The 26,900-nt window shown below is 60.7% G+C and carries 27 protein-coding genes, 1 tRNA gene and 1 pseudogene; 10 read left to right on the forward strand and 19 right to left on the reverse strand.

What is annotated here, in order from left to right:
* The first annotated feature begins 17 nt into the window (after positions 1 to 17).
* A complete protein-coding gene (locus OO12_RS18980) occupies positions 18 to 1,277 on the forward strand; it encodes a glycoside hydrolase family 6 protein (RefSeq protein WP_235364877.1) in 1,260 nt (419 codons plus the stop codon).
* Positions 1,278 to 1,582: 305 nt separating this feature from the next.
* Positions 1,583 to 2,065 (forward strand): hypothetical protein, encoded by a 483-nt coding sequence (locus tag OO12_RS18985; RefSeq protein WP_034160275.1) that lies wholly within the window; start codon positions 1,583 to 1,585, stop codon positions 2,063 to 2,065.
* A gap of 123 nt (positions 2,066 to 2,188) precedes the next feature.
* Here the strand turns inward: OO12_RS18985 and OO12_RS18990 are convergent, their stop codons facing one another.
* The 3 genes from OO12_RS18990 to OO12_RS19000 all read right to left on the reverse strand — a co-directional run bounded on the left by OO12_RS18990 (position 2,189) and on the right by OO12_RS19000 (position 4,138).
* Positions 2,189 to 2,773, reverse strand: coding sequence for a DUF308 domain-containing protein (locus OO12_RS18990; RefSeq protein WP_034160276.1), 585 nt, complete (start codon positions 2,771 to 2,773; stop codon positions 2,189 to 2,191).
* 122 nt (positions 2,774 to 2,895) lie between these two features.
* Positions 2,896 to 3,540 carry an NrsF family protein gene (locus OO12_RS18995; RefSeq protein WP_235364879.1) on the reverse strand — a complete coding sequence of 215 codons (645 nt, stop codon included), beginning with the start codon at positions 3,538 to 3,540 and terminating at the stop codon, positions 2,896 to 2,898.
* Positions 3,527 to 4,138 (reverse strand): sigma-70 family RNA polymerase sigma factor, encoded by a 612-nt coding sequence (locus OO12_RS19000; RefSeq protein WP_082006648.1) that lies wholly within the window; start codon positions 4,136 to 4,138, stop codon positions 3,527 to 3,529. The genes OO12_RS18995 and OO12_RS19000 overlap by 14 nt, the downstream gene beginning before the upstream one ends.
* A 283-nt stretch (positions 4,139 to 4,421) precedes the next feature.
* Between OO12_RS19000 and OO12_RS29435 the strand changes: the two genes are divergently transcribed.
* Together OO12_RS29435 and OO12_RS19010 are read left to right on the forward strand one after the other, a co-directional pair.
* Complete coding sequence (locus OO12_RS29435) at positions 4,422 to 4,739, forward strand: tyrosine-type recombinase/integrase (protein ID WP_034160277.1); 318 nt, start codon at positions 4,422 to 4,424, stop codon at positions 4,737 to 4,739.
* Positions 4,740 to 4,773: 34 nt separating this feature from the next.
* Positions 4,774 to 4,858: transfer RNA gene (locus tag OO12_RS19010), tRNA-Leu, on the forward strand.
* Between the two features lie 263 nt (positions 4,859 to 5,121).
* Here the strand turns inward: OO12_RS19010 and OO12_RS19015 are convergent.
* Together OO12_RS19015 and OO12_RS19020 are read right to left on the reverse strand one after the other, a co-directional pair.
* Entirely contained in the window at positions 5,122 to 5,484 is a 363-nt protein-coding gene (locus tag OO12_RS19015) for a nuclear transport factor 2 family protein (protein WP_034160278.1), read from the reverse strand.
* Between the two features lie 32 nt (positions 5,485 to 5,516).
* Positions 5,517 to 6,266: a DJ-1/PfpI family protein gene (locus tag OO12_RS19020; protein ID WP_235364881.1), complete on the reverse strand. Its 750-nt coding sequence runs from the start codon at positions 6,264 to 6,266 to the stop codon at positions 5,517 to 5,519.
* Positions 6,267 to 6,453: 187 nt separating this feature from the next.
* Here OO12_RS19020 and OO12_RS19025 point away from each other — a divergent pair, with 187 nt between their 5' ends.
* The 3 genes from OO12_RS19025 (at position 6,454) to OO12_RS19035 (ending at position 8,904) form a co-directional block, all read left to right on the forward strand.
* Positions 6,454 to 7,443 (forward strand): GlxA family transcriptional regulator, encoded by a 990-nt coding sequence (locus OO12_RS19025; protein WP_235364880.1) that lies wholly within the window; start codon positions 6,454 to 6,456, stop codon positions 7,441 to 7,443.
* Positions 7,444 to 7,723: 280 nt separating this feature from the next.
* Positions 7,724 to 8,596 carry a TolB family protein gene (locus tag OO12_RS19030; RefSeq protein WP_152616524.1) on the forward strand — a complete coding sequence of 291 codons (873 nt, stop codon included), beginning with the start codon at positions 7,724 to 7,726 and terminating at the stop codon, positions 8,594 to 8,596.
* Between the two features lie 74 nt (positions 8,597 to 8,670).
* The gene (locus tag OO12_RS19035; protein WP_034160280.1) at positions 8,671 to 8,904 is read left to right on the forward strand and encodes a hypothetical protein; all 234 of its coding nucleotides are present in this window, start codon (positions 8,671 to 8,673) and stop codon (positions 8,902 to 8,904) included.
* A gap of 15 nt (positions 8,905 to 8,919) precedes the next feature.
* Here OO12_RS19035 and OO12_RS28170 read toward each other — a convergent pair whose 3' ends face one another.
* From OO12_RS28170 to OO12_RS27075, 4 genes are all read right to left on the reverse strand, one after another.
* Complete coding sequence (locus tag OO12_RS28170; protein ID WP_034160281.1) at positions 8,920 to 10,521, reverse strand: alpha-glucosidase family protein; 1,602 nt, start codon at positions 10,519 to 10,521, stop codon at positions 8,920 to 8,922.
* Positions 10,522 to 11,874, reverse strand: coding sequence for a sensor histidine kinase (locus tag OO12_RS28175; protein WP_034160282.1), 1,353 nt, complete (start codon positions 11,872 to 11,874; stop codon positions 10,522 to 10,524). It abuts the gene before it with no gap.
* Complete coding sequence (locus OO12_RS19050; protein WP_034160283.1) at positions 11,871 to 12,590, reverse strand: response regulator; 720 nt, start codon at positions 12,588 to 12,590, stop codon at positions 11,871 to 11,873. Before OO12_RS19050 ends, OO12_RS28175 begins: the two co-directional genes overlap by 4 nt.
* A gap of 96 nt (positions 12,591 to 12,686) precedes the next feature.
* Complete coding sequence (locus tag OO12_RS27075) at positions 12,687 to 13,388, reverse strand: EF-hand domain-containing protein (RefSeq protein WP_052216053.1); 702 nt, start codon at positions 13,386 to 13,388, stop codon at positions 12,687 to 12,689.
* Positions 13,389 to 13,579: 191 nt separating this feature from the next.
* Here OO12_RS27075 and OO12_RS19060 point away from each other — a divergent pair, with 191 nt between their 5' ends.
* Positions 13,580 to 13,930 (forward strand): energy transducer TonB, encoded by a 351-nt coding sequence (locus OO12_RS19060; protein WP_052216054.1) that lies wholly within the window; start codon positions 13,580 to 13,582, stop codon positions 13,928 to 13,930.
* Between the two features lie 131 nt (positions 13,931 to 14,061).
* Here OO12_RS19060 and OO12_RS19065 read toward each other — a convergent pair whose 3' ends face one another.
* The gene (locus OO12_RS19065; RefSeq protein ID WP_034160284.1) at positions 14,062 to 14,838 is read right to left on the reverse strand and encodes a thioesterase family protein; all 777 of its coding nucleotides are present in this window, start codon (positions 14,836 to 14,838) and stop codon (positions 14,062 to 14,064) included.
* Positions 14,835 to 16,361, reverse strand: a complete 1,527-nt coding sequence (locus tag OO12_RS19070) for a class I adenylate-forming enzyme family protein (RefSeq protein WP_034160285.1) — start codon at positions 16,359 to 16,361, stop codon at positions 14,835 to 14,837. Before OO12_RS19070 ends, OO12_RS19065 begins: the two co-directional genes overlap by 4 nt.
* A 108-nt stretch (positions 16,362 to 16,469) precedes the next feature.
* Here OO12_RS19070 and OO12_RS19075 point away from each other — a divergent pair, with 108 nt between their 5' ends.
* Together OO12_RS19075 and OO12_RS19080 are read left to right on the forward strand one after the other, a co-directional pair.
* Positions 16,470 to 17,084 (forward strand): glutathione S-transferase family protein, encoded by a 615-nt coding sequence (locus OO12_RS19075; protein ID WP_034160286.1) that lies wholly within the window; start codon positions 16,470 to 16,472, stop codon positions 17,082 to 17,084.
* Between the two features lie 20 nt (positions 17,085 to 17,104).
* Positions 17,105 to 17,902, forward strand: coding sequence for an SDR family NAD(P)-dependent oxidoreductase (locus OO12_RS19080; RefSeq protein ID WP_052216055.1), 798 nt, complete (start codon positions 17,105 to 17,107; stop codon positions 17,900 to 17,902).
* 83 nt (positions 17,903 to 17,985) lie between these two features.
* Here OO12_RS19080 and OO12_RS19085 read toward each other — a convergent pair whose 3' ends face one another.
* The 8 genes and pseudogenes from OO12_RS19085 to OO12_RS19105 form a co-directional block, all read right to left on the reverse strand.
* Entirely contained in the window at positions 17,986 to 18,417 is a 432-nt protein-coding gene (locus OO12_RS19085; protein WP_034160287.1) for a hypothetical protein, read from the reverse strand.
* Between the two features lie 405 nt (positions 18,418 to 18,822).
* Entirely contained in the window at positions 18,823 to 19,032 is a 210-nt protein-coding gene (locus OO12_RS28690; protein ID WP_160296849.1) for a hypothetical protein, read from the reverse strand.
* Between the two features lie 3 nt (positions 19,033 to 19,035).
* Entirely contained in the window at positions 19,036 to 19,392 is a 357-nt protein-coding gene (locus OO12_RS28185) for a hypothetical protein (protein ID WP_152616527.1), read from the reverse strand.
* 135 nt (positions 19,393 to 19,527) lie between these two features.
* The gene (locus OO12_RS19090) at positions 19,528 to 19,803 is read right to left on the reverse strand and encodes an RHS repeat domain-containing protein (RefSeq protein ID WP_034160288.1); all 276 of its coding nucleotides are present in this window, start codon (positions 19,801 to 19,803) and stop codon (positions 19,528 to 19,530) included.
* A 403-nt stretch (positions 19,804 to 20,206) separates the two neighbouring features.
* Complete coding sequence (locus OO12_RS27080; RefSeq protein ID WP_052216056.1) at positions 20,207 to 24,682, reverse strand: RHS repeat domain-containing protein; 4,476 nt, start codon at positions 24,680 to 24,682, stop codon at positions 20,207 to 20,209.
* Between the two features lie 145 nt (positions 24,683 to 24,827).
* On the reverse strand, positions 24,828 to 25,586 hold the full coding sequence (locus OO12_RS19100) for a Calx-beta domain-containing protein (protein WP_443024581.1): 759 nt from the start codon (positions 25,584 to 25,586) through the stop codon (positions 24,828 to 24,830).
* Positions 25,572 to 25,688, reverse strand: a pseudogene (locus OO12_RS29440) (hypothetical protein); the annotation flags it as partial. The gene OO12_RS19100 and the pseudogene OO12_RS29440, both read right to left, overlap by 15 nt.
* Positions 25,670 to 26,665: a Calx-beta domain-containing protein gene (locus OO12_RS19105; protein ID WP_443024577.1), complete on the reverse strand. Its 996-nt coding sequence runs from the start codon at positions 26,663 to 26,665 to the stop codon at positions 25,670 to 25,672. The gene OO12_RS19105 and the pseudogene OO12_RS29440, both read right to left, overlap by 19 nt.
* Between the last annotated feature and the right edge of the window lie 235 nt (positions 26,666 to 26,900).

A 26,900-nucleotide genomic window follows, 5' to 3' on the forward strand; every position in this document is an offset into this window, starting at 1 on the left:
AGCCGGCCATCAGGTTGATGGCCGGCATGTTTTGGGGGGGCAGGATGCAATTGTCAGCTTGGGCCAGCTTGAGGTGCGGGCTTGCGGTTGCCCTTCTTGTCGTGGGGCTAAGTGCGCCCGCTCTCGCAAGACGTGATCTCGCTCAAGACGGGCAAATCTACGTCAATCCAGACAGCTTTACAGCGCAATCCGCCACCCTTCTCGAGGATCAGGCGAAGGTCGACGCCCTGAATTTGGCGAAAGTTCCTTCGGCGACCTGGTTCACGGATGGAACGCCGGTCGACGTGGAGCAGAAGGTTCGCGGCCTGGTGAAGCGGGCCGCCGCAGCCGGGGCGGTTCCCGTGCTGGTTGCCTACAATATCCCATGGCGCGATTGTGCGCTCTATTCGGCAGGGGGCGCGGCGAGTGGCGATGCCTATCTTGCGTGGATCAAGGGATTCGCTGCCGGCATCGGCGACGACCGGGCGATCATCGTCCTCGAACCGGACAGTCTGGGCGTCATTCCCTGGCACAGGACCATGCGCGGCGAACTGGAAAATTGCCGACCGAAGGATGTCGATCTCGCCACGATATCGGAAGCTCGTTTCGCGCAGTTGCGCGCTGCTGTCGAGATACTGTCGGTGCGTCGCAATGCGAAGATTTATCTGGATGGGACCACCAGCAGCTGGCTCGTCCCGGGTGAAGCAGTCAGCCGCCTTGTCCGCGCAAACGTCGCCAAAGCGGACGGCTTCTTCCTCAACGTATCGAATTTCGAAAGCGACATGCGCGTCACGAAATATGCTCGCTGGCTAAGCGATTGTCTGGCGCTGGTCATGAAGGGTGGCTACCTGGCCGAGAACTGCCCCAGCCAATATTCCCCCGCCACTTTCAGTAACGACTCGACGTGGCGGCAGACGGATGAAGCGTATGATCGGTTGTTCCAGGGACTCGGGTTAAGGCGCGACCCCTGGGGCCAGAAGCATGCGATCATCGATACGAGCCGCAACGGCATTGGCTCCTGGCAGCCTCCGCGAGGCAAATATGCGGATGCCGAAATATGGTGCAACCCACCGGCGCGCGGGCTGGGCCAACGCCCCACTCTGGACGCCAAAAATCGCTACATCGACGCCTTTTTGTGGATCAAGACGCCCGGTGCGTCGGATGGACTGTGTTTTCGAGGTACATCGGGACCGACCGACCCGGAGCGAGGCGCCAACTTGCCCGCCGCGGGTCAATGGTTTTCCGCCCAAGCGCGGGAATTGATCCAGTTTGCGAAGCCGGCGTTTCCGTCGGATTGAAGGGTTGAGGCACAATATATCTCACGAATGTCGAAGTTGTGATGTGCCGAGTTCGTTTGATCGTTCGAATGAAGTCCATGGGAGCGTTTCGACCATGCGCAACGCTGGGATCGTGTGAAGCAGGCGAATGATATCGACGACCGATCGCGGCTGCGTAGCTTCATGATCAACGCTGGGCTATGCTTCAACTTCTGAGCAGACACTTGTCGCAGCGGATTCGGCCTTAGGTCGCAAACACGGCGAATTGTCCACGGTAACGGCACTTCGAATAGCCCAGGATTTATAAGAATATCAGGGAGAGAAAGATGAATCGGATCGTCATGCTCACCATTGCAACTTTGCTCCTGTCCGCGTGCGACGGCGGGGTTCCCAAAGACGCTCAGAAAACCGCCGATGCCCTGACGGGAGACGCCAAGAGCGCGGCCGCGGACAACCCGATCTGCAAGCTGTTCACGCCTGGCGAGTTGGAAGCTTATTCCGGCGCGCCGCTCAATTCCGGTACCAATGCTGGTACGGGCCTTGCCTGCCAGTGGACGGTCAAGGTCGGTGAAGGTGACGTGATGGTCACGATCGCACCGGCGCGCTACGCCGAAACCCCGAGCCTGGCAGACGGATTTCGCAAGGTTCCCGGTATTGGAACCGATGGTTATGTGGTCAAGGAGATGGGCGGTTGGGCTGCGGGTGCGGTCAACGGGAAGGACTATGTGAAAGTCTCCATCTCCGAGACGAATGCTACTGACGTCAAGGCGATCGCGTTGCTCAAGGAGACCCTTGCGCGGCATCGCTAAGCCTCGTGGTGGGGCGATGGGATCACGGTGAACGCCATTTCCCCCGGAACGATCAATGGCGCAAACTCCAAGCTGGTCTTCGCGCCGCCGCGGCAGGATTGCCTGCGGGAAATAATCGGCGGACTACTGGATCGCGACGGTCTTCGAGCCGCGACGGGCGTCGCCAACAGTCAGCCAGACAGCTGAAACGAGAAAGTAGAAGGCGCCAAAGGCGGCATAGGGAGCGATGTCGGCGATGCTGACGGGCATGGCGTCACCGGCCTTTTTGAGCATATAGATAGCCGCGAGACCGGACTGGGCGCCGCTGAGGATCATCACCCATTGTGCGCCATACGACTTCCAACGCCTGACACCCGTGACGAGCTGGAACAGACCAGCCAGCGCGGCCCACACGCCGAATATCTGTAGAACTGCATGCATGCCACGGCCGAGAGCCAGACCGACGGCGATCGCCGTTACGACACTGACGATGAAGTTCAGCATCTGGCTCTTGTTTTGGCCGAGGCCGCCGCTGCGGCTGGCGTCCAGGTAATTCGCGATCGCATCCCAAGCAGGATAGGCGACGAGCATGACTGCCGAGAGCAGCGGCACGCTCTTGGCAACCGTGAAGGCCAGGATGACCCACACCGCCGAGACCGCAAAGCGGAGGAAATAATAGGTCTTGAGCCAGTTCCGGTTCGATCCGGTGTTGTTGGCGGGCGTTGTCATAGCGATTTCCTTTTCGTGATGATGAAGGCGCGCGTGTCCGATCCTGGAACCCGGGCGGTCCTGGTGATGGGTTGAAGGTCGCCGGTGTCGCAGCCCGTCAGAAGCCGCCGCGAAGAGAAGAGCTACAAGCGGAAGCGCCTGGGCAGAAGCCATCGTGCCGTGGCCGCTACCGCAGCACATCCTGCGGAATACCAGACCACGATGTAGAGCGGGTCGTTGATCGGGCAGCAGAAAGCGAAGACGAATGCGCCGCTGGCGCCTGCGGCAAAGCCTGCAGCGAGCGCGCTACTTTCCGGATGCGTGGGTGCGGCGCCCCGCATCAGGACGGCCAGCAGTGCCATCATCGGCATCGACAGGACCACGATCGAGACTGCGCAGAGAACGCCATGAACCGGAGCGAGGCGATCGAGAAGCGTATGGCCGCTTTCGCTGCTGGGCGCGACAAGCATGCCTCCAATCATCGCCGCAATTGCCAGGGCAAAAGCGACCGTCAAGCCGCGGCGAGGCCAGGCTATTGGCGAAAAGGACCGGATCGCGACCGTGCAACCGACACCGGCCAGCATCGCGAGGCTGCCCAACTTCCACAGCATGTAGGGGGACGCGATCATCCGCCCCATGTCCGGCCGCATCAACCCCAGTCCGAGGAGCAGGGCGAGTTCGGCCGCACCGAGGGCGAGTAGCAGGGCAGCTTCGCGCCGCACGCGACGGCGGCGGACAGGAACGAGATCGGCCGACAGAGCCAGGATCAGGCCGTCATTCAACATCATGGGTCTTCTCTATGAATGTCGTCAGACGGGCGAGCCCGCGATGGATGTTCATTTTCACGGCGGATAGGGAATGACCCGTCTCGCGGGACGCGTCCGCGATGCTGTATCCTTGCACCTTGACCAGCATGATGGCTTGCGCCTGCGCCGGTCGAAGCTCTTCAAGGAGGCTGGCAAGGACCGAGGCACTAATGACCGATGTTTCGTGATCACCGACCGATAGATCGTCCGATAGTTCTTCGGTTACGCGGCGCCCCAGGATGCGAAGTTGGTCGATCCATTTGCGCTTGGCGATCGCCGCAAGCCAAGGCCGCAAGGGATATTGTGGGTCGTAAGTATGACGCCTCCGATGGATTGCGAGCAACGTCTCCTGCACGGCATCATCGACATCACCATGAGGCAGGCGACGTTGGAAATAGCGGTGGAGCCAGTCCGAGATTTCGCCAAGCATTCGACGATAAGCGCCGCCGTGCCCATTCTGGGTGGCAACCATCAACCCGCCCCATTCGTCCGGCGCTGCGAGTGATGGCCGGTCATCGCCATGCCGCGCCGCGCCCGGTGAGGGTTTCAAAATGAATCTCGAGATGAGGTTGGAGCGCATGGTCTCTTATTCGCTGGGAGTGCAGAGCGGGTCACCCTTCAGTGAAATTATTTTCTCGTTGTCTTGCTCGTGATGCCCGAGCGCGCCGCGTTGGCCAGGGTAGCGGCCAGGTCGGGGTACAGCATATCCTGTCAGGTCGTGCCCGCAGGGCCAGGGCAGGGCGCCGTCGTTGACTAGGATCACCATCTTTCCATATCCCGAGGTGAGGCGGATGCGACGGTAGGTTTTGCCGGGTTGGCCGATCTCGACGCCCGCCGCCAACCGAACGCAACCTGCGATCGTGGTGGGGCGGGCACGGGAGCATCTGGGCCTGTTGGATGATGAAGACTTCGTGTTCCATGCATGCCGCCACACCAGGGCTACACGTATGGTCGACGCAGGAATAAACATCTTTGTCATCAAGGAGTGGATGGGCCACAAGTGTATCGAAACCACCCTTCGGTACGCACATGTGCGTCCTCAGAACCTAGAGGAAGCACTCGTCAAGGTGGGGCGCTACGGGTTGACAGCGGGCCAAAACTCGCAGAAAGCCGCCAATAATCTATCCCCCACACCCTCCCCCACCGGAGGGGTAGAGGGCAAATATTGCATGGCTGCGTGATCGACCAGGCCACGCAAAACCGCCATTTTGGCATGCGGGCGTGGTGGAATTGGTAGACGCGCCGGACTCAAAATCCGGTTCCGAGAGGAGTGTGGGTTCGATTCCCACCGCCCGCACCATCTTCAGGCGAACTTAGTCTCCACAACGAGACAACCGACCCGGTAGACAGATATGGCTATCGGCTGTTGGCCGGGCGACACAGGTTGTTTAGTCCGGCAGATGACCGGACGCCGATCGTCACGCCGGCCTCACCGAGCGCGACCATCGTCTCACCCCAAATTCGGTATCCATCTCCCAGTCGGAGAGCAGCACGACGGGCTGGCCCTTCCCCAGTCGCGTACCAACAACTGATGTCCTTCGGCAGCTGTGACAAGGGGCGCGGTCATGTCTCCACCCCGTCGAGAAACCCGACAACGTCCGCAACCCGGCCTTCGGAATCGAGACGCACGATGTCTGTACCCGCCGCAATCGCGGCTCCGCCCACCGGGGCGAGGGACCACGAAAAACGAACGCGGTCGCCATGACCATCAGGCGCACCGACCAGAGTGAAGCCATGACCAGCAAACTGCATCCGGGCATTTTGGATCATGGTTGCAATACCGTCATGGCCAGTGCCGGCCATCATCGGATCGACATAGCGCGCGTCCGGTGTCCACTGCTCAGCCAGCATGTCGCGGCGCTGCTGGTCATCGGTCTCGTTCCACAAGGCAAGATAGCGGTCGGCGATCAATTTTGGGCTGCTCATTGTCATTTTCCTTTCGAACGAGTTCCTGATAATTACTGCGTAGGTTCGAAGCGATTACTTCCCAGGTAAGGGCTTAAGGGCATCCCGCCAGTTGGGGGCTGGCAGCGCAATTTCCGTACCTCGGCCACGAATTCATCAAACAAGCCCGTCATGGCTCGCCCGATCGGGGGCGGTGTGGTCGCGAGTGTGCCACCCAGGAACGGCGGATCGGGATGATATTCAGCCGTCAGCATGGAGGCTGCCGCATAGGGCTGCCCTCTTAGTTTCGAGACGAGCGACAGTCCGAAATCGAGACCCGCTGACACGCCGGCGCCGGTGATCACCTTGCCATCCTGGACCACGCGTGCATCGACGGGTGTCGCTCCAAATTGATCAAGCAGCGCGCGCACCGACCAATGGGAAGTCGCCCGCTTTCCGGCCAGCAGCCCCGCCGCGCCGAGGATCAGTGCCCCGGTGCAAACGCTGGTGACATAATCCGCGCGGCTCGCCCTGTCGCGAAGGAAACCGATCGTGCGTGAGTCCCGCGCGGCAGCCAGCGTTCCGTCCGTTCCACCGGGCGTAAACAACAATGTCAGATTTTGCGGGCACGCCTCCAAGGTCAGGGTCGGCACGATCGCCAAGCCCATGTCACTGGCCACAGGCCGAAGATCGGACCCGTTGGTAACAAGGTGCACCTTTGCGCCCATCATCCCGGAAAGGAAGTGATAGGGGCCGACAAGGTCGAGCGCCGTGAAGCCGGGATAGATCAACATGGCGATCTGCTCATCGCCGTGCATCTTCACGTCGGGCAAACGGGCGAATGCTTCATGCCAGTCATAGGGTTGCGCAGCGGATACTGTGCCAGCGGGCGCCAGGGCTGCTCCCGCGGTAAACATGGCCAGCAGCGTTCGTCTATCGATCATGGTTCTATCGTCCCTTGGACCGACAACGCACATCCGAAAGCCGCTGCCGGTCCGCCTCCGATGCACATTGGCCGATCGATCGGATGGCATAAATGACGTGGATCCGTTAAAAACAGACATGCTCCATCGTGTCGGCCTGCTGCTTTTTCCGGATTATCAATTGCTCGATGCGGCTGGTCCGATGGCTGTCTTTGAGTCGGCCATTATCGAGGGCCGTCCAGTGTACGAAATCTGCCTCTTGTCGGCTGCGGGTGGTGCTATCCGCAGTTCCGGCGGCGCAATTCTCGAAACGATGCGACCGGAAGAAGCCGGTATTATCGATACCGCACTCGTCTGCGGCGGTCTTGGCGCGCTAAACGCTGCGGTCGAACCATCCGTAGTGGATTTTCTGGTCGCGCACGCAAGATCGGGACACAGGGTCGGCAGCATTTGCACGGGCGCATTCGTTCTGGCGTCCTTGGGGTTGCTGCAGGACAAGCGGGTGACGACACATTGGCGGTTCGCCACGGAACTTGCCCGGCGCTACCCAGGACTGAGCGTTGACGCTGATAGTATCTGGATCCGTGACGGATCATTGTGGACATCCGCAGGAGTCAGTGCCGGCATGGATCTGGCTCTTGCCTTCGTCACTGAGGATGTTGGTGAGGATATGGCCAGGCGGATCGCCCAGGAACTGGTCGTCTACTATCGCCGGCCCGGCGGTCAGTCGCAATTCTCAACGCTTTTGAAGGTCAGCCACACTGATGGCCGCTTCGCCCCGCTGCTTGGATGGATACGCGAGCATCTCGATCAGCCGCTCCATGTCGAGCGACTGGCCGGACAGGCAAATATGAGTCCCCGCAATTTCTCGCGGGCGTTCAAAATGGAAACAGGCGTGACGCCGGCCAAGGCTGTCGAGCAGATGCGCCTGGAAGTCGCGCGAGAATGGGTGGAGCGCGGTACCCATTCAATCGTCCATATTGCGGTCGCCACCGGATTCGGCGGCGCCGATCGGATGCGTAACGCCTTTGTTCGAGCCTTTGGTGTCCCGCCGCAAGCAATCCGCAGGACCTTCTGAGTAGACCCAACGTTCGAAGCGGCGGACGGATGGCCATCGACAGCACCGTAATAATTGTGGCGGTGGAGGCGTGTCGCCGCCAGGAACCGCGCTGCTTCAGTGTTATCCAAAAAGAGCCTGCGGAGGAGCTTCGAGCGCTTTCGGGAACCTCAAAATCCGGTTCCGAAAGGGGGAGGCGGTTCGACCCCGGACCCGACCCAACCGGTGCGATCGTGAAACGGCTGGCCGACTGTGTTGCTGCCGGCTTTCACCGGCTTCGGACAGGGAGTATATCCGGGTGATGGTGCCGCTTCGCTTCATGCTTCTGGCCGCTGCGCTGATCAGTCAGCCGGCAGCATCGCGCGACGATGTGGAGCCGTGGACACCGGTCGGAATCGCGTCGGGCCGTTTCGAATCCCATGCCGCTTTCGATCCGGTGACCGGTGCCCTGTTCTTCGTGCGCAGCGCCCCGGACTTCTCCGGCTGGCGCATCCTTACCAGTCGCTGCTCGCCAATGGGCTGGACGCAACCAATCGACGCGCCATTTGCCGGGGATGGAGTCGAGGCCGATCCCTGGTTCGAGCGTGGCGGGCGAGGCCTGTGGTTCATTTCGACCCGTTCGACCGATGGCGTGCGTCGCAAGGATCTGGACGTCTGGCGTGTCGGACGTGACGCGCAAGGGCGTTGGGGCGTGCCCGAGCGTCTGCCTGCGCCGGTCAATTCCACCGGCAATGAATGGTTTCCGCGCATCGGCAAGGATGGCTGGCTCTATTTCGGATCCGATCGCCCGGGTGGTCTGGGCAAGACCGACATCTGGCGCGCGCGCCGCAATGGCTCGCGCGGCTGGAAAGTCGAAAATGCCGGACCGGCGCTCAATGGCCCCGGCGACGAATATGAGGCATTGCCCGCGCCCGATGGCCGCTCGATGATCCTGATGGCAAGCGACGGCCTGTATCTCAGCCGGGCGACACGGAGCGGATGGTCGAAGCGCGTCAGGCTTGGCGCGGCGATCAACGCCACGGGGTCGGAGATCGGAGCGCTGTTCTCGCCGAGCGGCCGCTCGTTGATGTTCGCGCGCGACCTGAAAGGATCCCGGAGCGGCGAGTTCTTCGTCTGGCACATCAATGGCCGTGAGGCATGGCCGCCATCCTGCCCGGGCGCGATTGCCAAATAGCGATCTCCAACCCTTTTCTCCACCGCGAAATTGCCACTATGATGCTGTAATCGTTCGATTCTGGGAGAGTCGCCATGAACGTCCATCTTTTTAGAAGCTCGGGTCGGATCTTCGCGGTCACTGCTGACGAGGCGGGCGATAATCTGCCCATGCGCTATGCGCCCTGGACCGGATTCAAGTCGGTCGAGATGATCCGGGGCGAGGCTATGCCCGGCGTCGAGGTGGATGAGTGTCTCGATGATATCGAGCGCTACGGCTTCCACCTGACCGATGCGCATGTCCGCATCACGGAGCAGGCGCTGGACTGATCGCGTGACGGGCCTTTATCCGGCCCATTCCGCGATCACCGCCGCGAAGCCGCCGAGGCGCCAGCCATCGACTTGCCCGACACCATCGATCGTGCGCCACGAGCGCGGCGTCGCGGGATTCCAGTCCATGACGTCGGCCGAGAGGTTGAACACGCACAGCAGGCGCTGCTCCGGTGTCGCACGCTCGAAGGCAAGGATCGCGTCGGATGCTTCGAGGATTGTCAGGCTGCCGGTCATCAGCGCCGGATTGGCATGGCGCAGCGCGATCAGCCGGCGGGTGACGTGGAGCAGGGATAGAGGGTCGCGTTCCTGCCGATCCACCGCCAGTGCAGCATGGTCCGGGCCCAGCGGCAGCCATGGTCTCGCAACCGAGAATCCAGCATGCGGCGCATCGGCGCGCCACGGCATCGGCGTGCGCACGCCGTCGCGCGACAGCGTCAGGGGCCAGTTGGCGATCGCCTCGGGGTCGCGCAGATCCTCGAATGCGATCTCGACCTGAGTCAGGCCCAATTCCTCGCCCTGATAGAGAAAGATATTACCGCGCAGGCACAGCAGCAGCGCCATCTTCATTTGCGCGAATGCATTGTGATGCTCAGGGGCTGCCCAGCGCGACAGGGCGCGGGGGGCGTCATGATTCTCGAACGCCCAGCTAGGCCAGCCAATGCCCGGCGCATCAGGCCATTCGGCAAGCGCGTCGCGTACCAGCGCTGGGGTCAGGGCAGGGGCGTAGAGGAAGTTGAAGCCGTATGCGCTGCTCAGCCGCTTCTCGCCCGACGTAAAGGCATGCATCTCCGCTTCCGGTGACGGCCCTGCGACCTCCGCCACGGTGAAGCGGTCGCCATCATAGCTGTCGATCACTGCGCGCACCCGTTCGAGCAGTAGCGGGATTTCCGGCTGACTCTGATTGTGGCGGTGCTGCTGATAATCGAACGGTCGCGTGCGCCGACCGGTGTCGGTCGCCGGCGGATTGTCGGTCAGTGCGGGATCGTGCATCGCAAAGTTGATCGCATCGATGCGGAAGCCGTCCACGCCGCGATCAAGCCAGAATCGGGCGATCTCCAGCGTTGCGTCCTGTACTGCTGGGTTGTGCTGATTGAGTTGCGGCTGTTCGCTGAGGAAGTTGTGCAGATAATATTGGCCGCGCCGCGCGTCCCAGGTCCAGGCTGGACCGCCGAACACCGACTGCCAGTTGTTCGGCGGCGACCCATCGGCTTTCGCGTCTGACCAGACATACCAGTCGGCGCGCGCGTTCGTTCGGTCGGCACGGCTTTCCTGGAACCAGGCATGCTGGTTCGAGCTATGCGAATAGACCTGGTCGATGATGATCTTCAGGCCCAGCGCGTGCGCCTGTGCGATCAGCACGTCGAATTGGGCGAGTGTGCCGAACACCGGATCGACATTGCGGTAATCCGACACGTCATAGCCGAAATCGGCCATCGGCGAGGTGAAGAACGGCGACAGCCACACCGCATCGATACCGAGCGAAGCGATATGATCGAGATGGCGGGTGATACCGGGCAGGTCGCCGATGCCATCGGCATTGGAGTCCGCGAAGCTGCGCGGATAGACCTGATAGATCACCGCGCCACGCCACCAGGGGAGGGAGCGCGTCGCCATCTAGCGTGGTAACACGATGATTGCGTCGAGCCCGCCCTCGTGGCGATTCTCCAGTCGGATATCGCCGCCCGCATCGCGCACGATCGCGCAGGCCAGGGCCAGGCCAAGGCCGATTCCGCCCGTTTCCTTGTTGCGCGATGTCTCCAGCCGGGTGAACGGGTCGAACACGTCGGTCAGCCGGTTTTCGGGAATACCCGGCCCCTGGTCGGCGACGACGATCCGCACTTGATGCGCTTCGCCGACCACGCTGACATTTGCGCTTACGCCATATTTGACCGCATTCTCGATCAGGTTGCGGACTGCGCGGCGCATCAGCGAGGGACGCAGCCGCATCTGCAGACGCGGCATTTCGGCGAAGGTCACATCATGATCGAGATCGCGGAAATCCTCCACCACCGCATCGACCAGTGCCGCGAGATCGACTTCGGTCAGTGGTTCTGACGGACGCCCGAGCCGCGCCAGCGACAATATATCGTCGAGCGTGCGATTCATTTCCTCGATCGTGTCGGCCATCTTGCTGCGGTCGGTATCGTCTTCGACCGACTCGATCCGCACGCGCAGCGCGGCCAGTGGTGTGCGCAAATCGTGCCCGATCGCGCCGAGCATGCGATCCTTTTCGTCGAGCATCGCCGTGACGCGGAGCCGCAGCGCGTTGAATGCGGCGATCACGTCGCGCACGTCCTGCGGCCCACGCGGTTCAATCGGCACATCGATTTCGCCAGGCTTGAAGGCGCGCGCGGCCACCGCCAGCAATCGCAACGGGCGCGAGATGCGTCGCCCGATCCAGAGTACCGGCAACAGCACGATGCCGTACAGGATCAGCGTCTGGGCGATCAGCGACCAGAACAATGGCGCTTCGCTGCGTTGCCACGGCGTGCTCAGCACCAGCCAGCCGCGGCCGGGTTGCTCCACCGCAATGACCAGCTCGCCGCCCATGCGTGCGAAGCGGCTGGCACGGCGCGGGCCGAAGCGGTCGAGATCCGGATCGTTCGGGTCGACCGGCCGGAGGCTGGTGGTGAGGTTGCGGAAGTGAAAACCGGCGTCGGTCAGCGCTTCCTTCATATTGTGCTCCACATCGCTGACATGCGGACCAGAGTCGGGTGCCGGCGGTTGGGCCGCGAGCCGGACACCGCCGCGCAGCCGCTCGTCCGGGCGCAACGGGCCGAGATTGAGCCGCTCGCTCGCATCGACGAAACGCGCCACGGCCGGGCCGATGACCAGCTGCAGCCGCAACTGCCGGCGACCTTCGAGCAGCATGGCGAAATTGATTGCCTGGGCGACGAACAGGCCGATCGCGACAAGGAGTGCGATCTGGCCCGACAGGCTGTGCGGCCAGAGCCGGAGCCGCTTCACAATCGCGTGACTTCGGCCGCCAGCGTGTAGCCGCCGCCCCAGACCGTTTTGATCAGGTCCGGGTTCTTCGCGTCGAGTTCGATTTTGCGCCGCAACCGGCTGACCTGATTGTCGATTGCACGATCGAACGCGGCGGCCTCGCGCCCCTGGGTCAAATCGAGCAGCTGGTCGCGCGTCAGCATCTGGCGCGGGCGCGTCACCAGCGCGAGGAGCAGGTTATATTCGCCGGTCGAAAGCGGCACTGACACGCCTTCACGGTCGATCAACGCGCGCTCGCCCGACTTCAGCACCCATCCGGCAAAGGCGAACGACCCGCTGTCCGGCGCATGCTGGCGCGTGCCTCCGGCGGCGGCACGGCGAAGAATGACTTTCACGCGAGCGGAAAGCTCGCGCGGTGAGAAGGGCTTCACAACATAGTCGTCGGCGCCCATTTCCAGGCCGACGATGCGGTCGGTCTCTTCGCTGCGCGCCGTGAGCAGGATGACGGGTGTATCGCTGGTCTCGCGGATATGTCGGCACAGGCTGAGGCCGTCTTCGCCCGGCATCATGATGTCGAGAATGACCAGGTCGATGGCATAGGCGGTCATGCGCGTGCGGGCGGCTTCGGCGTCGCCGGCCTGAGTCACGCGGAAACCCTGTTTGGTCATATATTGCGCGAGCGGTTCGCGGATCGAGCGCTCATCATCGACGAGCAGCAGGTGCGGCGTGTCTCCCATCAGTTCGGGACTTAGCATGATAATTCTCAAGTGAAAGCGCCGGGCGGACAGCAGAATGAGGAGTGGCTGCCCGCCCGGCAACCGGCCAAGGGGGGATTATTGGCCGGTATCTGGTTTGGGCGCGTCGGCACCGGAGGGCGACGCCGGCACTGTGCCGGCACCGCCGCGCCACTTGCCACGCATCGCTTTCATCTTGTCGCGACCCGCCTCCATCTCGCCCTGGTCGATGAAGCCGTCACCATTGGCGTCGAGTTTGGCGAAGCGCTTGTCGTCCTGCACCCGCATCTCATCGCGGCTGATCCGGCCGTCGCCATTGGTATCGATGCGTTGGAGCATCTTCGCCCGATGATCGCCGCGCGGACCGCCTATGGCGGTGCCCGGTGTCGCTGGCTGGCCGTTCATGGCTCCGCGGCGCGCGCTCATAGCATCGCGCATGGCCTGCATCTCGTCTGCTGAAATCTTGCCGTCGCCGTTGGTGTCCATCCTGGCGAAGCGTTCGGCGGCCCTGGCCAGATAGGCGGCCTTGGTGATCGGCGCGGCGGCGTCGCCACCCGCTGCGGCCATACGGCCCGGGCGGCGCATTTCATCCCCGGCGATCTGGCCGTCGCCATTCGCATCCATTCGGGCGAAGCGCGCCTCAGCCTGCGCCATATATTCGGCGCGTGAAACGGTGCCGTCATTATCGGTGTCGGCGCGCATCATGCCCGCGCCCCGCCCGGCCTGGCCAGGCGGGTTTGCGATGGCGACGCCGGCCAGCGCTGTGCTGGCAAGTGCGGCCGCAATCAGCAGCTTCTTCATGACAATTCCCTCGCTACCTCAGACCGGGTCATCCGCGCCCTGGACCGTGTAGTGCACCGCGTGTGTCGCGACGCTGTGTCAGCATGGCGGAGAATTGTCGCAAATTGTCGCAGGCGGCGCGTTCGTCATGGCTCGCAGAATAAGACGTGATGGGATAATCGCGTCACCGGACCATTATTTGGGGGAACAGCATGTTTGCGTTGATATTCATCATGTCGCTGGCTCAATCTGCGCCGCCGGCGGACGACAAGGTCATCCCCCTGAAACCGCGCACGGATCCGGGAGACTGGTTTCCACTGGCTTCCTATCCGAAGGAAGCGCGCAAAGAGCACGCCGAGGGTCGTGTGTCGATCCAGCTCGACGTGGATGCGACTGGAAAACCAACCGCCTGCAGGGTAACCGCCTCGAGCGGTTTCGTGTCGCTGGACGAGCATACCTGCCGGATCGCCATGAAGACGGGCCGGTACACGCCGAAGCGCGTCAATGGCGTGGCGGTCCCAACTCAGACATTCATTCGCAACGTGATCTGGAACTTGCGGTGATCACTGCCGCCACCGACCTGGAATCTGCTTTCCGTTGGTTTCGAGCGAAGTCGAGAAACACGCCATAAACACTGCGCCTCGTTTTTCGACCTCGCTCGAACCGAAGGAACCTCAGGAAGCGGCGTGATACCCTAGGCGAAGATCGCCACGCTCTGCGCCCCCTGTGCGATCGGCATCCCGTCGGCATTCCACATCGTCATGGTCTGGCTCGAACAGCCATTGCGGGCATGGTCCGATTTGGCCGAGAGCAGCCACCAGCCGTCGGTCGTTGCCGGCGTCGGGGTCAGCAGGTTGACGATCCAGGTCAGCGAACTGATCGGGGCTGGGGTCTTGCCGAGCAACTTGAACGCAGCGGGCGGGAGCGCGTCGGCCAGCGCCATCACCTGCACCATCGGGTCGAGCCCGTCATAGGCGCGCAGCCGCGCCCAGCGTAGCCATTCCGCTTCGCCCTTGGCCTCATCCTTCAAGTCGAAGAAGTTGAAGTTGCCCGTGAAGAACTCTTCCGGTCCGGTATACAGCTTTGTGTCGGGTGCCGGCGGACGCAATGTGGTGGCGAGGCCGCCTTCGAGCTCTATGCGCGATTCCTGGTCCGACATGAACACGAAGGTTGCACGGTAGCCGAGCCCGGCGTCGGACGCGATATCGGCCTGGATGAACGCCGCGTTGCGCCCCCGGCGCAGTTTGGTCGCGGTAACGGTGACCTCGCCCGACAAGGGGCCGATGAATGCGACCAGCGCGGAGCGGAGCGGCGGCAAATCGGGTTCGCAGGCTTGCGCGGCGTGCAGGGCGAGTGCGCTCGACAGGCCGCCATAGGCAGTCCGTCCCTGCAGCCAGCCCGCCGGGATCGTGACGCGGAAACCATCCTCGATCGGCGTCGCTGCCGCCAGGATATCGACGATCGGAATCATGCTGCGCTGGCCGCCAGCCGGTCGCGCAATTCGCGTTTCAGCACCTTGCCGATCGCGCTGCGCGGCAATTCATCGATCGCATGGAGTTCGGCCAGCCGCTGCGTCTTGCCGAGCTGCGCATTGGTCCACTCGCGGATCTCCTCGACGCTCGCATCAACCCCGGTGTGCGGCACATAAAAGCCCACCGGCGTCTCCCCCCATGCCTCGGACGGCACGCCGATCACGCTGCAATCGGCGACCGCCGGATGCTGCGACAGCACTGCCTCCAGGTCGGTCGGATAGATGTTGAACCCGCCCGAGATGATCAGGTCCTTCTTCCGGTCCATCAGGATCAGGAAGCCATCCTCGTCGAGGCGTCCGACATCGCCGTGGCGGATATAGCGATTGCCCTCGGCGTCGAACCATTCCGCTGCCTCCGATGCCTCCTTGCGGCCGTGATAGCCGGTCATCATGGTTGGCGAGCGGCCGACCACTTCACCCATCTCGCCGGGTGCGACTTCATTGCCGTCATCGTCGATCAGGCGGATCTCATGGCCGGGCAGCGGCTGGCCGACGGTGTGGAGCTTGTCGGGGAACATGGTCGCGATCAGCGCGGTCGACGCGCCGCCCTCGGTCATGCCATAATATTCGACCAGCAGGCCGGGCCAGCGCTTGAGGATGTCGGCCTTGAGCGCGGGCGAGAAAGGCGCGCTGGTGCAGGTCTTGAAGCGGAAGCTCGACAGATCGAAGCTATCGAAATCGGGCAGCGCCATCAGCCGCTGATACTGCACCGGCACCAGCATGGTGTGGGTCGCGTGGTGGCGTTCGGCGAGTTGCAGATAGCCGCGCGCATCGAATTTCTTCATCAGCGCCGCAGTGCCACCCCAGCCCAGCGTGGGCAGGAAGCTGACCAAAGTGGTGTTCGAATAGAGTGGCGTCGCGATCATCGTCACCGCATCGCCAAAACCGGCGGCCGAGTTTCGCGCGATATGCGCCCAGCGCATCGTGTGGCTCTGCACGATGCCCTTGGGTGTGCCGGTGGTGCCCGAGGAATAGATGATGTTGAAGCCGTCTTCGGGCGCGATCGTCACCGGATCGGGCGTGGCGCCTTCGGGGGCGAGCCAGGTGCCGAGCGACTTCAGATGCACCAATTTGCCCGGGATGCGCTGACCGGCGAGCGTGGTCGCGGCATCGGCGTCGATAAAGGTGATGGGCGCACCGCAATCGATGATCATTGCGACGATCGCCTCGCCCGTCGCTGAGGGAGCGAGCGGTGTCGCGACGCAGCCGGCGCGCAGCGCGCCGAGGAACACGGCGGCATATTCGATCGACGCGGCCGCGACGATCGCAACCGAATCGCCCTGCTTGACGCCGTCGCGCTGCAGGGCCGCGGCGACGCGGTCCATCAGCGCATCGAGCCCGGCATAGTCGAGTTCTCCGCCGGCTTCGGCGAGCGCGAGCCGGTCGCCTCGTTCGGTGGCATGGGCGCGGATCAGGTCGGGCAGAGTAGCGAAGTCACTCTCGAGCATGGTGGCGGCGGTCATGATCTCTCCAGGTTCCCAATGTTCGATCCGCTAGGCCAAGGGCGATGGAAATGCCATACGCAGCGTTCGAAAAACGAATCCGCCGATACGATTCTGGGGTGAGGGACAATGCTTTTCTACGACGCCGTCAATCCGGCGCCCAATCCGCGCCGAGTACGCATCTACCTCGCCGAGAAGGGGTTGAGCGTTCCCACCGAGATACTCTCGATCATCAAGGGGGAGCATAAGAGCGAGGCTTTCCGCGCGGTCAATCCGCTTGGCCAGATCCCGGCGCTGCGGCTCGACGATGGTGGCGTGATCACCGAAAGCGTGTCGATCTGCCGTTTCTTCGAGGCGATGCATCCCGATCCGCCAATGTTCGGGGTCGGTCCGAAGGGTGTGGCCGATGTCGATATGTGGACGAGGCGGATCGAGATGCGGCTGATGGTCCCGCTCGGCATGGTGTGGGCGCATACCCACCCGTTCACCGCGCGCGTCGTGAAGCCGCAATATACCGAATTTGGCGAGAGCCAGCGGCCGCGCGTTCTGGCAGCGATGGCGGAATTCGACCACGCCCTGAAGGGGCGCGAATGGCTCGATGGGAAGGGATATTCGATGGCCGATATCGTGTTGCTGACGACGATCGATTTTGCCGGCTTTGTCGGCATATCGATGCCGGTCGAACTGGAAGCGCTGCGCGACTGGCACGACAATGCCTCGGCGCGCCCGAGTGCACAGGCATGAGTGGGGGCATGAGTGGGGGCATGAGCGGCGCCATGCAGGGCTCGGTCGCGATCGTCACCGGTGGCGGGACGGGGATCGGTGCGGCGGTCGTGCGGCGGCTGGCCGAACGTGGCGTCCAGTGCGTGATCAACTATGCCTCGAGCCGCGACGATGCCGAGGCGCTGGCCGCCGAAGTCGGGCAGGGGGCGATCGCGGTACAGGGCGACATCGTCGAGGATGCCGCTTGCCGCGCGCTGGCCGCATCGGCGGTCGCGGCATTCGGGCGGATCGATTTCCTGGTCAATAATTCGGGGCGTACCAAGTTCGCCAACCATGAGGATCTCGACGCGCTGTCGGCCGAGGATTTCATCGACATCTATCGGCTCAACACGATCGCGCCGTTCCAGATGATCCGCGCCTGCGCCGCGGCGATGAAGGACGGGCCGCACAGCTCCGTGGTGAATGTCGCCTCGGTCGCCGGGGTGTTCGGCAACGGATCGTCGGTCGCCTATGCTGCGTCAAAGGGGGCGCTGACGACGATGACCAAAAGCCTCGCCCGCTCGCTCGCCCCCGCGATCCGCGTCAACGCGGTCGCGCCGGGCTATGTCGGCACCGGCTGGTTCGAGAAGCGCCTGGGCGAAGCGGGGTTCGCCGCGCTCAACGCGCAAATCGCATCGAAGACACCGATGGCGATCGCGGCAGGGCCGGACGATATCGCCGGGCCGATCGTCATGCTGCTCGACCCCGCGAGCCGGGTGATTACCGGCGAGACCATGTTGCTCGATGCGGGCGCGCACCTTGATGTGGGCCTGTCGCGCCGGCCGGGGAAGGAAATCTAGGGGCGAGCGGCATGCGAGTTGTATTTGCCGAACTAGCCGCGCGGTGGGGCGCAAGCGGCTGGCCTCCCTGTCTCCGCGTCCGGTTATCGGGATGGCGAACGATGCATGACCTTCTTGTAAGCCTCCACGATGAGCGCAGCCGCGTGGACGAGAAGCGTTAGCAGCATAAACGCGCTAGCCATCAACAGCGCATAGCCTTCAGGTGAATTTTCACCCGACACTCCGGCTCCGTAAAAGAACAGGGACGCTCCGTCTCTGAAAGTTACGAAGCTTGTCGGAATGAAAATTAGATGTACCAGCCATCGCGCTTTCAGTCGTCGGACCATTAGCCAGACGCACACCGACAATGCGATCGGGCCCAGCGTTGAGATTAGCCAACCCGTGACGGCAAGGGCGACCTGACCTCCAGCGTTTTCTTCATAAAGATAGATACATCCATCAAGCGCCATGCGCCCAAAGAGCAGGGCGATCCCCGCTATTGCGATGCTATATAAGATCGCGACAAGTCGATTCATCTGCACAGCATCGCTGGAAAGGGGGGCGCCCGCAACTGGGTAACTAGAGGTGGGAGGAGTTATTTGCATTAGAAGGCTGGAGGAGGGTATACCGATCTATCTTCCACGCTAACCAAATCTCCATTTCGAAATAAGACAAAGTACGACTCAGTATATCCGCCAGTGCCTTTGATCAGTCTAGAAACGAATAATTGCCTGCTGCCTGTCAAATCGGCTGTTATTTGACAACTTGCAGGATGATCCCTGTATATTCTGTGATCGAGATCAAAACCCATCTTAATCAATTTTTCAGAAACTGAAGCGCGGCTGAAAGACTGTTCCTTATCAAGGTGCAACTTTAATCGATTTTTACGGTCACAAGCCTCTTGAGTGACGATGGCGGAGCTGCGCCATTTTACAATGGCATTATCGCCTTGCCATTTGTTTGATGCGGCTGCGCAAGACATCGTTACACCAGATATGGAAATAAGCATAATCGTTACATAGGGTCTTGGCACTTGTCACGCTCCACTTCTGGCTATTACCTGCCCCTGGAGTAGAGATACCGAAACGTTTTTCAGGTAGATTTATTCCAGTCGGAGTGTTGATGGGCGTCACATTGATATCAATAGCCATTGGTCAAGAAATATCGTTACCGCATTGGTATTCAGCCTTACCATTTGCAATTAACATCTTTCCTTTGGCAGGGAAATTTTTTGAAAAATAGCATAGGCTGGATGAGTATTCTTTATTATTTTCTGTCCAAAAAACGGAGGCGCTACCTTCTCCGTTAAGCCGTTCGGAAAATTTTGCTGTATTTCCGGGATTAATGTTTCCAAGAATCCATTTTCTACCTTGGTTATTTACGTAGACATTCTTTATGGATCTGGTTGAGTTGTTAACAATTTCCAGAGAGCTAACGTCACTATCTGAGCATCCGCCCAATAAAGCGAGCGCCAAAAATAAGCTATATCGGATAATGGTTTTCTTGGTCATTTATTCAGAACCGAAAGACATTTATTGCTCATGGCAACCTCCGCCAGTTTTTGACAGACATTGAGCTAAGTTTTGCATCCCCTGCCATTAGAACGGCCCAATTGTTGAACGTATCCATGAGAATTATACGGATTTTTAAATTGAACTTCGTGGGCATTGGCAAATGCAAGAGCCGAACGAGCGCCCGTTCCTGATCTGGTCATCGATGCTACCCCCATTGCCTCGCGTCAGGCTGATCCTGCGCCCGAGATCGTCATAGCCATAACTCGCCAGCACCCCAACGCCGCTGACCGCGCCATTCTCCCGGATCGCCGTCACATTGCCCGTCACGTCATAGTCGGTCGTCACATAGAAACCGTCATTCCAGCTCTGCCGCGTCCGCCGCCCGGCTGAATCATATTGACAATTCATCTCGCTAATTCGGTATTTTATCCATTAATTCAGAATCAACAAAAACCATTGTGGCCCGTCACAAATTACTCAACATCATCCATCTTAGCTGTCAAATGCTTAGTTTTTTCACTGAAGCAGTAAATTGGCACCCCGCCGATCGATCCTGGTTTCAACTCAAAGCTAAAACATACCTTATCTGGAAACGTAATCTTACTTACGTATCGATCTTGATCTTCTAATGTTCCATTTTCTTTCTTATTCCATAGGGAGGTTGCATATTTAATATAGTAAATATCATCCGTGCTGTAATACTTACTATTGATATTGTTGTTAGTGCTGTAATGAAGTAGTGTCCATAAATTAGCAATTGACGAAATGGTTAGTGTCAGTAGTAATATATAAAAATATAATGCTTTTATGTTTAATCTCCTGCTGAGCATGTTACAATACCTTTGCTATCTATTGCCGCATGTGGCACGCCATCGTGTTTGGCTCGCCGTTTGTCACTAGGCCCAAGTGGTGATGGACCCGCGCCATTTTGATGAGTATGGATTATGAGTTGCGGGGTGTATCCTTGATATAGTACAGAAAATATCGCCTTATCGATGGTCTTGCCTGATATGCTGGCAGTAAAGCCAGATGTGTAGAAAGGAGATTTAGAGAACGCTCCGTGCCCATCGCGATGGGCAGCGATAACGCCATGTTCGCTTCCGTCCTCGAAAGCTTGAGACAAGGCGGACAACATTGCCGCTTGAATAAATGGGTCGCCAGCGGCTGGAAATCCCGCGCAACTTGCATCGAGAATCACACTTTGCGGCTCGGGTCGCATAGCTCGCATCCGATCCTGCTCGCTTTGAACGGGGACCGGAGTGTGCACAGGTGTGAGGGCTCCATCCCTGAATGCGGTAACAGTTATGTCGCCAGGCTGTGAGCCACATCCTCCTGGCGTCACGCACCTAAGGCCGCTCGGATCCGCCCCATTGATCGGATCCCCGTCGACATAATTGTACCAGTTCATCCCATCGGCATAGCCGATCGGGTCGGTCTGCATGAAGCGCCCAAGCGTCGCCGAGTAGAGCCGCGCCTTGTAATAATAGAGGCCGATCTCCGACAGCCATGCCTGGCCGGTATATTGGAACCGACCGATATTGCCCGCACCCGGAATGCCATAGTCGTCATAGGTGTTGGTGCCGATCACCGCGCCTGTCCCATCGCTTACCGCGATCACGCTGCCGCGTTCGTCGGCGTGCAGCCAGCGCCGGTCGCTGGTGCCTGCACCTTCATACCACACCACCGGCTCATCGCTGCCCGGGCCATAGACATAGCGCTTCAGTATCGCCCCGCCCGGATTGGCAATCTCCGCCGCCATCTCGTTGCCGTCATAAAGGAATCGGGTCGAGACATTGGTGTCATATTCCAACAGCCGGCCGAACCCGTCATAATAGGCCGTGATCCCGCCGCTGGCGCTCTTCAGCAGATTTTCCGAGGTATAGGCATAGGTCGCCGTTCCCGAACTGCTCAGATTGCCGCGCGCATCATAGCCAAAGCTCGTCGTTCCGCCCGCGCTGTTCGCTGCGCCATATTGATTGAGCCCGTTCGAGCTATAGTTCCGATTGACATCGACCGCCCCACGCCACGCATAGCCATCGTTCGACCGCGTCCGATCGATGATCTCGCCCGCCGGATTATAATGGAATGTCAGCGTCAGGTCGCTCGCCGTGCCCGCCAGATTCTGCGTCAGCGACGACAGCCGCGACAGGGCATCGGGCAGATAGGTCGTGCTGGTCCCGTTGCCTCGCGTCAGGCTGATCCTGCGCCCGAGATCGTCATAGCCATAGCTCGCCAGCACCCCCACGCCACTGGCCGCGCCATTCTCCCGGATCGCCGTTACATTGCCCGTCACATCATAGTCGGTCGTCACATAGAAGCCGTCATTCCAGCTCTGCCGCGTCCGCCGTCCGGCTGGATCATATTGATAATCCATCGCCCCGAATGGCTGTGCCTCCCGCGTCCGCCGGCCAAGCGCGTCATAGGACAGAATATGTTGCATCGTTCCTTTTTGCACCCCGGTCGTGCGCCCGAACAGGTCATAGCTAAACGAAACATCCACATCGGGCGCCGGCAGATCCTTCAGCGTCACCCGGTTCAAGGCGTCATAGCTGAACCCGATCACTTGTCCGTCGCGCAAGCGCCGGCTGGTCACATTGCCGTTCGCGTCATAGCCAAGCTGCTCATAATCCGACGCATTGACGGTCCCCGCGCCTTTGGTCGTCGCGGGATATTCGGTCTTCACCAGCCGGTCATGACCATCATAGCTATAGTCCGTGCGATTGCCCGCCGCATCGATGACATAATCGGCCTGGCCATTCACGGTATAGCCTGTCGTCACTTCATCGATTTGATTGACCGTGCCGACCGCGCCCTGGACCTTTATGACCTGACCCGCCGCATCATAAATGGTCTTGCCGATCCGGTCGCCCGCCGTGCCCCCGGCGCATGCGTCCACCGGCAAACCGCCGCCCGACAAGACACCCGCCGCGCCGATCGCCGGATACAGCGCCTTGTTCATCCGTGCCGTGGTGCATAGCGGACGTCCGACCGCATCATAGCTGATCTGCTGAACCGTCTCCGCCGCTCCCGTGCCCGCCAGGGCTGCGATGACCGGGCGGCCCGCACTATCATAGACGGTCGCCTTCCTCTGCTGCACGGCGAACCCCGCCCAATCCGCATCGGTTGCGCTCGCGACAGTGCCGGTCTCGGCCAGCGTCACCTGGCCGTCGAGATTATAGGTCATGCGCTGCGCCACTGGCTTGCGGACCCCCGCACCATCGGGATCAGGGCCGACAATCCCCGTCACTTGCCGCGCGATATCGTAACGCGAGGTGACCGTGTCCGCGGCGCCCGGCAAGGGACCGTCGACCGTCAGCACATTGCCGATAATGTCATAGGTCCGCCCCGCCGAGGACAGGACCGCGCCATCGCCCGTTTTCATCGTGACCGACACCGGCAGCGTGTTGTTGGCGCCCGATCCTTCCGCATAAGCCGTCGCATAGCCATATTGCGTGATCAGCTCGTCCGCCGTCCCCTGGCAATTTCCCAGCGTCTGGCAAGCGGCGCTGGAAACCAGAACCGGTGGCGTCACCTCCGATTCCCCGACAGCGCCATTATACTTGTAATAATATTTCTTCGTTTCGTACGTGAAGCGCGTTTGCGCGCGCGGCGCACCCACCGTCGCCGCGGGCAGGGTGATCGCGATCGGGTTGGCGAATATATCATAGCTATAGGATGTCACATTCCCCTTGGGGTCGGTGAAATCCGACGGCCGGTAACAGGCAACCGCCGGCCGGTAGCCCGTGCCGCAATCAATGCTGTAGGTCGCCTGTGTCGTGAGCGCCGCGCCGCCGACCGACGGTTTGGGGCTGCGCGTCACCTGCGTGACATTGCCGCGAATGTCATAGGTATAGGTTGCGCTGTTTCCTTCCGGATAGGTGATCGATGTGACCCGGTCATAGCTGTCATAGCCATAGGTCATGGTGCGGCCGAGCTCGTCGGTGACCGAAGACACCGGACCCGCTTTCTTGATGCGGCGGACAATGCGCGTGCCGCTTGCCGGATCGGTAATCGTCGTGGTCGCCGCCGCGGTCGAAGCGTCCCCGGTATAGCTGTACAGCCACGTCCCTTGTCCATCGGAGAAGGAGGTGACGCGATTTTTGCTATCATAAGCGATGGTCGAAATCCGCCCCGCCGGCGTGACGACCCGGGTCATATTGCCCGCAGTGTCGAAGCTATATTGCCAGCTGCGCTGCATCGGATCGGTCATTGTCTGGACCGTATTCTTCGGGCGCAGATAGGACGCGGTGCGCGGATCGATCGTCGATGGTGTCCCGTCATACAGGCCGGGCGTCGCGATATGCAGTTTGCGCTGCGGGCGATTGGCCGGCTCGGGCGTCATGTTGAGCAGCGTGAAATCGACCGAGGCGTTGTAAAACGGGTCCTGCGAGAAGAGAAAATAGCCGTTGGAAGACAAGGTGACGATATCGCCACCATCATAATAACCTGAGATGGGCGGGACATAGGCCGTGCTGTAGTTGCCGTCTCTTTCCGCTTTCCGATAGGGGTACATATAGATATTGCTGTACGCCTGATAATAAGAGGCGTCGCTGCTCCGTACGATATTATTCTCATAAACATCGGTCGCGGTCGCCAGAAAATAGATCGCCTTCCCCTCGCGCGACATGAAACGACAGCGAACGGGTATGAGCGTCCGCTTCGTGCCCGACGGGGTCAGCGGATAATGGCACATCAGCTTGCCGCCGACCGTCGGCTTGATCTGCTCAAACTCAAGCACAACCGTGTAGTTGCTTCTCGAATATGTGTCGCCCGGACGCTCCGTCCAGATCTTGGTCCCCAATTCGGCGAACACCGCCGTTTCGCCGTCGAGCGTCACCGTATAGCTGCTGCCATCCCCCGGCGAGCTCATCCAGATTGACGGCGTGGGGGGCAGCCAGGCCTTGCCGTTCCAGCCGAGCGAAAAGTTGAGCGCTCCGTCTCCGTCGCCCATCGACACAGCAGGCGAGCTGATATTGAACGCGCCGCTCAATGTATCGACGCCATTGGCATCAACCGATTGATAAGTCGGTGCCGCCAGCGACGGGAACGCCGGACCCGATCCGATCGTGTCGTCCCCCGCCATCGCCGCGGGCAGCGCGGCAGCGCGCGACCTTGCACCTGCCTTTTCGCTGGCTCCAGGCTGGTCGCTCGCGGCTTCCTGCGGGTCCGCCAGCGCAGACGGCAGCACCGGCGGCAGGCTTTTCAACTCCGGCGCAGCGGGTCTGTCCTGCGCCATCGCGGGCGTGATGATTCCCGCAGCCAGAATGGTCGTGGAATATAACGCCATAAAGCAAGTGGAGCGAATTCTGGCTTTGGAATATTCTGACAATATAATGCCCCTAATGTTATCCATCACAGCTCATTATGATATATTCTGGAGCGGATATTAATCTTGTATCTCGCCAATATGGATTCAGTGGCTGAATGCAGCCTCAGTCATTGTTAAGAATATTTCCCGTTCCATTGGCGGTGGTGACTGTTGCTCCCCCAGTGGGGAGCAATATGGTGAACCATATCGATTCAGGAAGCTCGACCTCTGTATCGTCGATTGTCGGGACACTGACGGTTTTACTCGTCTCGTTGGGTGCAAAGGTGAGCGTACCGTTGGTGCTGGTAAAGTCGCTTCCGGTCGTCGCGGTGCCATTCGACGTCTGGTAATTGACCGAATAGCTTGAAGTCGTCGTGCCCGTCTTGGTGACGGTGAAGATCATCGGGCTGCCTTCCGCGACCCCGGCGGCGTTGCTGACCGCAAATGATATTGGCGGTGGCGCGGTGGTGTCATTATCGAGAATATTTCCCGTTCCATTGGCGGTGGTGATCGTTGCTCCCCCAGTGGGGAGCAATATGGTGAACCATATCGATTCAGGGAGTTCGACCTCTGTATCGTCGATTGTCGGGACACTGACGGTTTTACTCGTCTCATTGGGTGCAAAGGTGAGCATGCCGTTGGTGCTGGTAAAGTCGCTTCCGGTCGTCGCGGTGCCGTTCGACGTCTGGTAATTGACCGAATAGCTTGAAGTCGTCGTGCCCGTCTTGGTGATGGTGAAGACCATCGGGCTGCCTTCCGCTGTCCCGGCGGCGTTGCTGACCGCAAATGATGGTGGCGGCCCGGCGACATCATTATCGTTGATCGTGCCCGTCGCCGTCGCCGTTCCCAGCGTCGCGCCGCCGGTCGGCGACGACAAATTCATCAGCACCGTTTCAGCGGATTCGACCGTGCCGTCATCGATCGTGGCAACCTGGATCGATTTGCTCGTCTCGCCCGCCAGGAACGTCAACGTGCCCGACACTGCCGTAAAGTCGGTACCGGATGTGGCGGTACCGCTGGCCGTCGCGTAATTGAGGCTGCCGCCGGACCGGTCTTGGTGACGGTGAAGGTCAGCGTCCCGCCTTCGGTGACCGCCGTCGCGTTACTGACCGCGAATGACGGTGGCGCGGGGGTGTCATTATCGAGAATATTTCCCGTTCCATTGGCGGTCGTGATCGTCGCTCCGCCGGTGGGGCTCAATATGGTGAACCATATCGATTCAGGGGATTCGACCAATGCATCGTCGATTGTCGGGACGCTGACGGTTTTACTTGTTTCGTTCGGCGCGAAGGTGAGCGTGCCGTTGGTGTCGGTAAAGTCGATGCCGGTCGTCGCGGTGCCGTTCGACGTCCGGTAATTGACCGAATAGCTTGAGGTCGTCGTGCCCGTCTTTGTGATGGTGAAGATCATTGGGCTGCCTTCCGGTGTCCCGGCGGCGTTGCTGACCGCAAATGATGGCGGCGGCGCGGCGACATCATCATCGTTGATCGTGCCCGTCGCGGTCGCGGTTCCCAGCGTGGCACCGCCGGTCGGTGCCGACAGCGTGACCGTCATCGCCTCTGTCGGTTCAACCACGCTATCGTTGATTGTCGCGACCCGGATCGTCTTCGACACTTCGCCAATGGCGAAGCTCACCGTTCCGCTGGCCGCCGTGAAATCGCTCCCGGCCGCCGCGGTACCGGCAACGGTGGTCCAGCTGGCGCCGACCGCAGCCGTGCTCGCCCCCGAACGGGTCACCGTGAAAACGAGATCGCTGCCTTCCGTGACGGCCGGGGCATCCGCGATCGAGATCGCCGTCGGCGCTCCTGCCCCCGCTGACGCTGTAGTTTGTCCGATTGCCCGCCGGGTCGAATGTCGTCGACGTTTGCAGGCCGTTATTGACTGTTCCGGTGGTCGAAGAGGCTTTGAGCCGCCCAAGTTCGTCATAGGTGTAGACCACTGTCTCATCGGCCGCCGCGACATCGGCAAACGACATCATGGCGCAGGCCGCAAAGAGAAATATAGCGGCGTTCTTCACCATTTTGACGTCCCCCCGATACGGCGCGGAAATCTTCGGCCTCAGCGCTGCATCGAGCAGTTTGTCATATTGACATCAATGTCAAGAAGCTAATCATCGACCTGTGCGCCGCGCGCTTTTTCGCCATGCCCGCCACCGCGGTGTTTTGCGCAAAATGTTGTTAAACATATCGTATATATA

The organism is Sphingomonas sp. ERG5 (genome assembly GCF_000803065.1).
In the GTDB taxonomy this organism is placed as follows: Bacteria; Pseudomonadota; Alphaproteobacteria; order Sphingomonadales; family Sphingomonadaceae; genus Sphingomonas.

What these genes read in the sequence shown, in the direction of transcription:
- OO12_RS18980 (WP_235364877.1), top strand. Translation starts at nt 18, where the DNA reads ATGGCCGGCATGTTTTGGGGGGGCAGGATGCAATTGTCAGCTTGGGCC.
- OO12_RS18985 (WP_034160275.1), top strand. Translation starts at nt 1,583, where the DNA reads ATGAATCGGATCGTCATGCTCACCATTGCAACTTTGCTCCTGTCCGCG.
- OO12_RS18990 (WP_034160276.1), bottom strand. Translation starts at nt 2,773, where the DNA reads ATGACAACGCCCGCCAACAACACCGGATCGAACCGGAACTGGCTCAAG.
- OO12_RS18995 (WP_235364879.1), bottom strand. Translation starts at nt 3,540, where the DNA reads ATGATGTTGAATGACGGCCTGATCCTGGCTCTGTCGGCCGATCTCGTT.
- OO12_RS19000 (WP_082006648.1), bottom strand. Translation starts at nt 4,138, where the DNA reads ATGCGCTCCAACCTCATCTCGAGATTCATTTTGAAACCCTCACCGGGC.
- OO12_RS19015 (WP_034160278.1), bottom strand. Translation starts at nt 5,484, where the DNA reads ATGAGCAGCCCAAAATTGATCGCCGACCGCTATCTTGCCTTGTGGAAC.
- OO12_RS19030 (WP_152616524.1), top strand. Translation starts at nt 7,724, where the DNA reads ATGGTGCCGCTTCGCTTCATGCTTCTGGCCGCTGCGCTGATCAGTCAG.
- OO12_RS19035 (WP_034160280.1), top strand. Translation starts at nt 8,671, where the DNA reads ATGAACGTCCATCTTTTTAGAAGCTCGGGTCGGATCTTCGCGGTCACT.
- OO12_RS28170 (WP_034160281.1), bottom strand. Translation starts at nt 10,521, where the DNA reads ATGGCGACGCGCTCCCTCCCCTGGTGGCGTGGCGCGGTGATCTATCAG.
- OO12_RS19050 (WP_034160283.1), bottom strand. Translation starts at nt 12,590, where the DNA reads ATGGGAGACACGCCGCACCTGCTGCTCGTCGATGATGAGCGCTCGATC.
- OO12_RS27075 (WP_052216053.1), bottom strand. Translation starts at nt 13,388, where the DNA reads ATGAAGAAGCTGCTGATTGCGGCCGCACTTGCCAGCACAGCGCTGGCC.
- OO12_RS19060 (WP_052216054.1), top strand. Translation starts at nt 13,580, where the DNA reads ATGTTTGCGTTGATATTCATCATGTCGCTGGCTCAATCTGCGCCGCCG.
- OO12_RS19065 (WP_034160284.1), bottom strand. Translation starts at nt 14,838, where the DNA reads ATGATTCCGATCGTCGATATCCTGGCGGCAGCGACGCCGATCGAGGAT.
- OO12_RS19070 (WP_034160285.1), bottom strand. Translation starts at nt 16,361, where the DNA reads ATGACCGCCGCCACCATGCTCGAGAGTGACTTCGCTACTCTGCCCGAC.
- OO12_RS19075 (WP_034160286.1), top strand. Translation starts at nt 16,470, where the DNA reads ATGCTTTTCTACGACGCCGTCAATCCGGCGCCCAATCCGCGCCGAGTA.
- OO12_RS19080 (WP_052216055.1), top strand. Translation starts at nt 17,105, where the DNA reads ATGAGCGGCGCCATGCAGGGCTCGGTCGCGATCGTCACCGGTGGCGGG.
- OO12_RS19085 (WP_034160287.1), bottom strand. Translation starts at nt 18,417, where the DNA reads ATGAATCGACTTGTCGCGATCTTATATAGCATCGCAATAGCGGGGATC.
- OO12_RS28690 (WP_160296849.1), bottom strand. Translation starts at nt 19,032, where the DNA reads ATGGCTATTGATATCAATGTGACGCCCATCAACACTCCGACTGGAATA.
- OO12_RS28185 (WP_152616527.1), bottom strand. Translation starts at nt 19,392, where the DNA reads ATGACCAAGAAAACCATTATCCGATATAGCTTATTTTTGGCGCTCGCT.
- OO12_RS19090 (WP_034160288.1), bottom strand. Translation starts at nt 19,803, where the DNA reads ATGAATTGTCAATATGATTCAGCCGGGCGGCGGACGCGGCAGAGCTGG.
- OO12_RS27080 (WP_052216056.1), bottom strand. Translation starts at nt 24,682, where the DNA reads ATGGCGTTATATTCCACGACCATTCTGGCTGCGGGAATCATCACGCCC.
- OO12_RS19100 (WP_443024581.1), bottom strand. Translation starts at nt 25,586, where the DNA reads ATGAATTTGTCGTCGCCGACCGGCGGCGCGACGCTGGGAACGGCGACG.
- OO12_RS19105 (WP_443024577.1), bottom strand. Translation starts at nt 26,665, where the DNA reads ATGTCGCGGCGGCCGATGAGACAGTGGTCTACACCTATGACGAACTTG.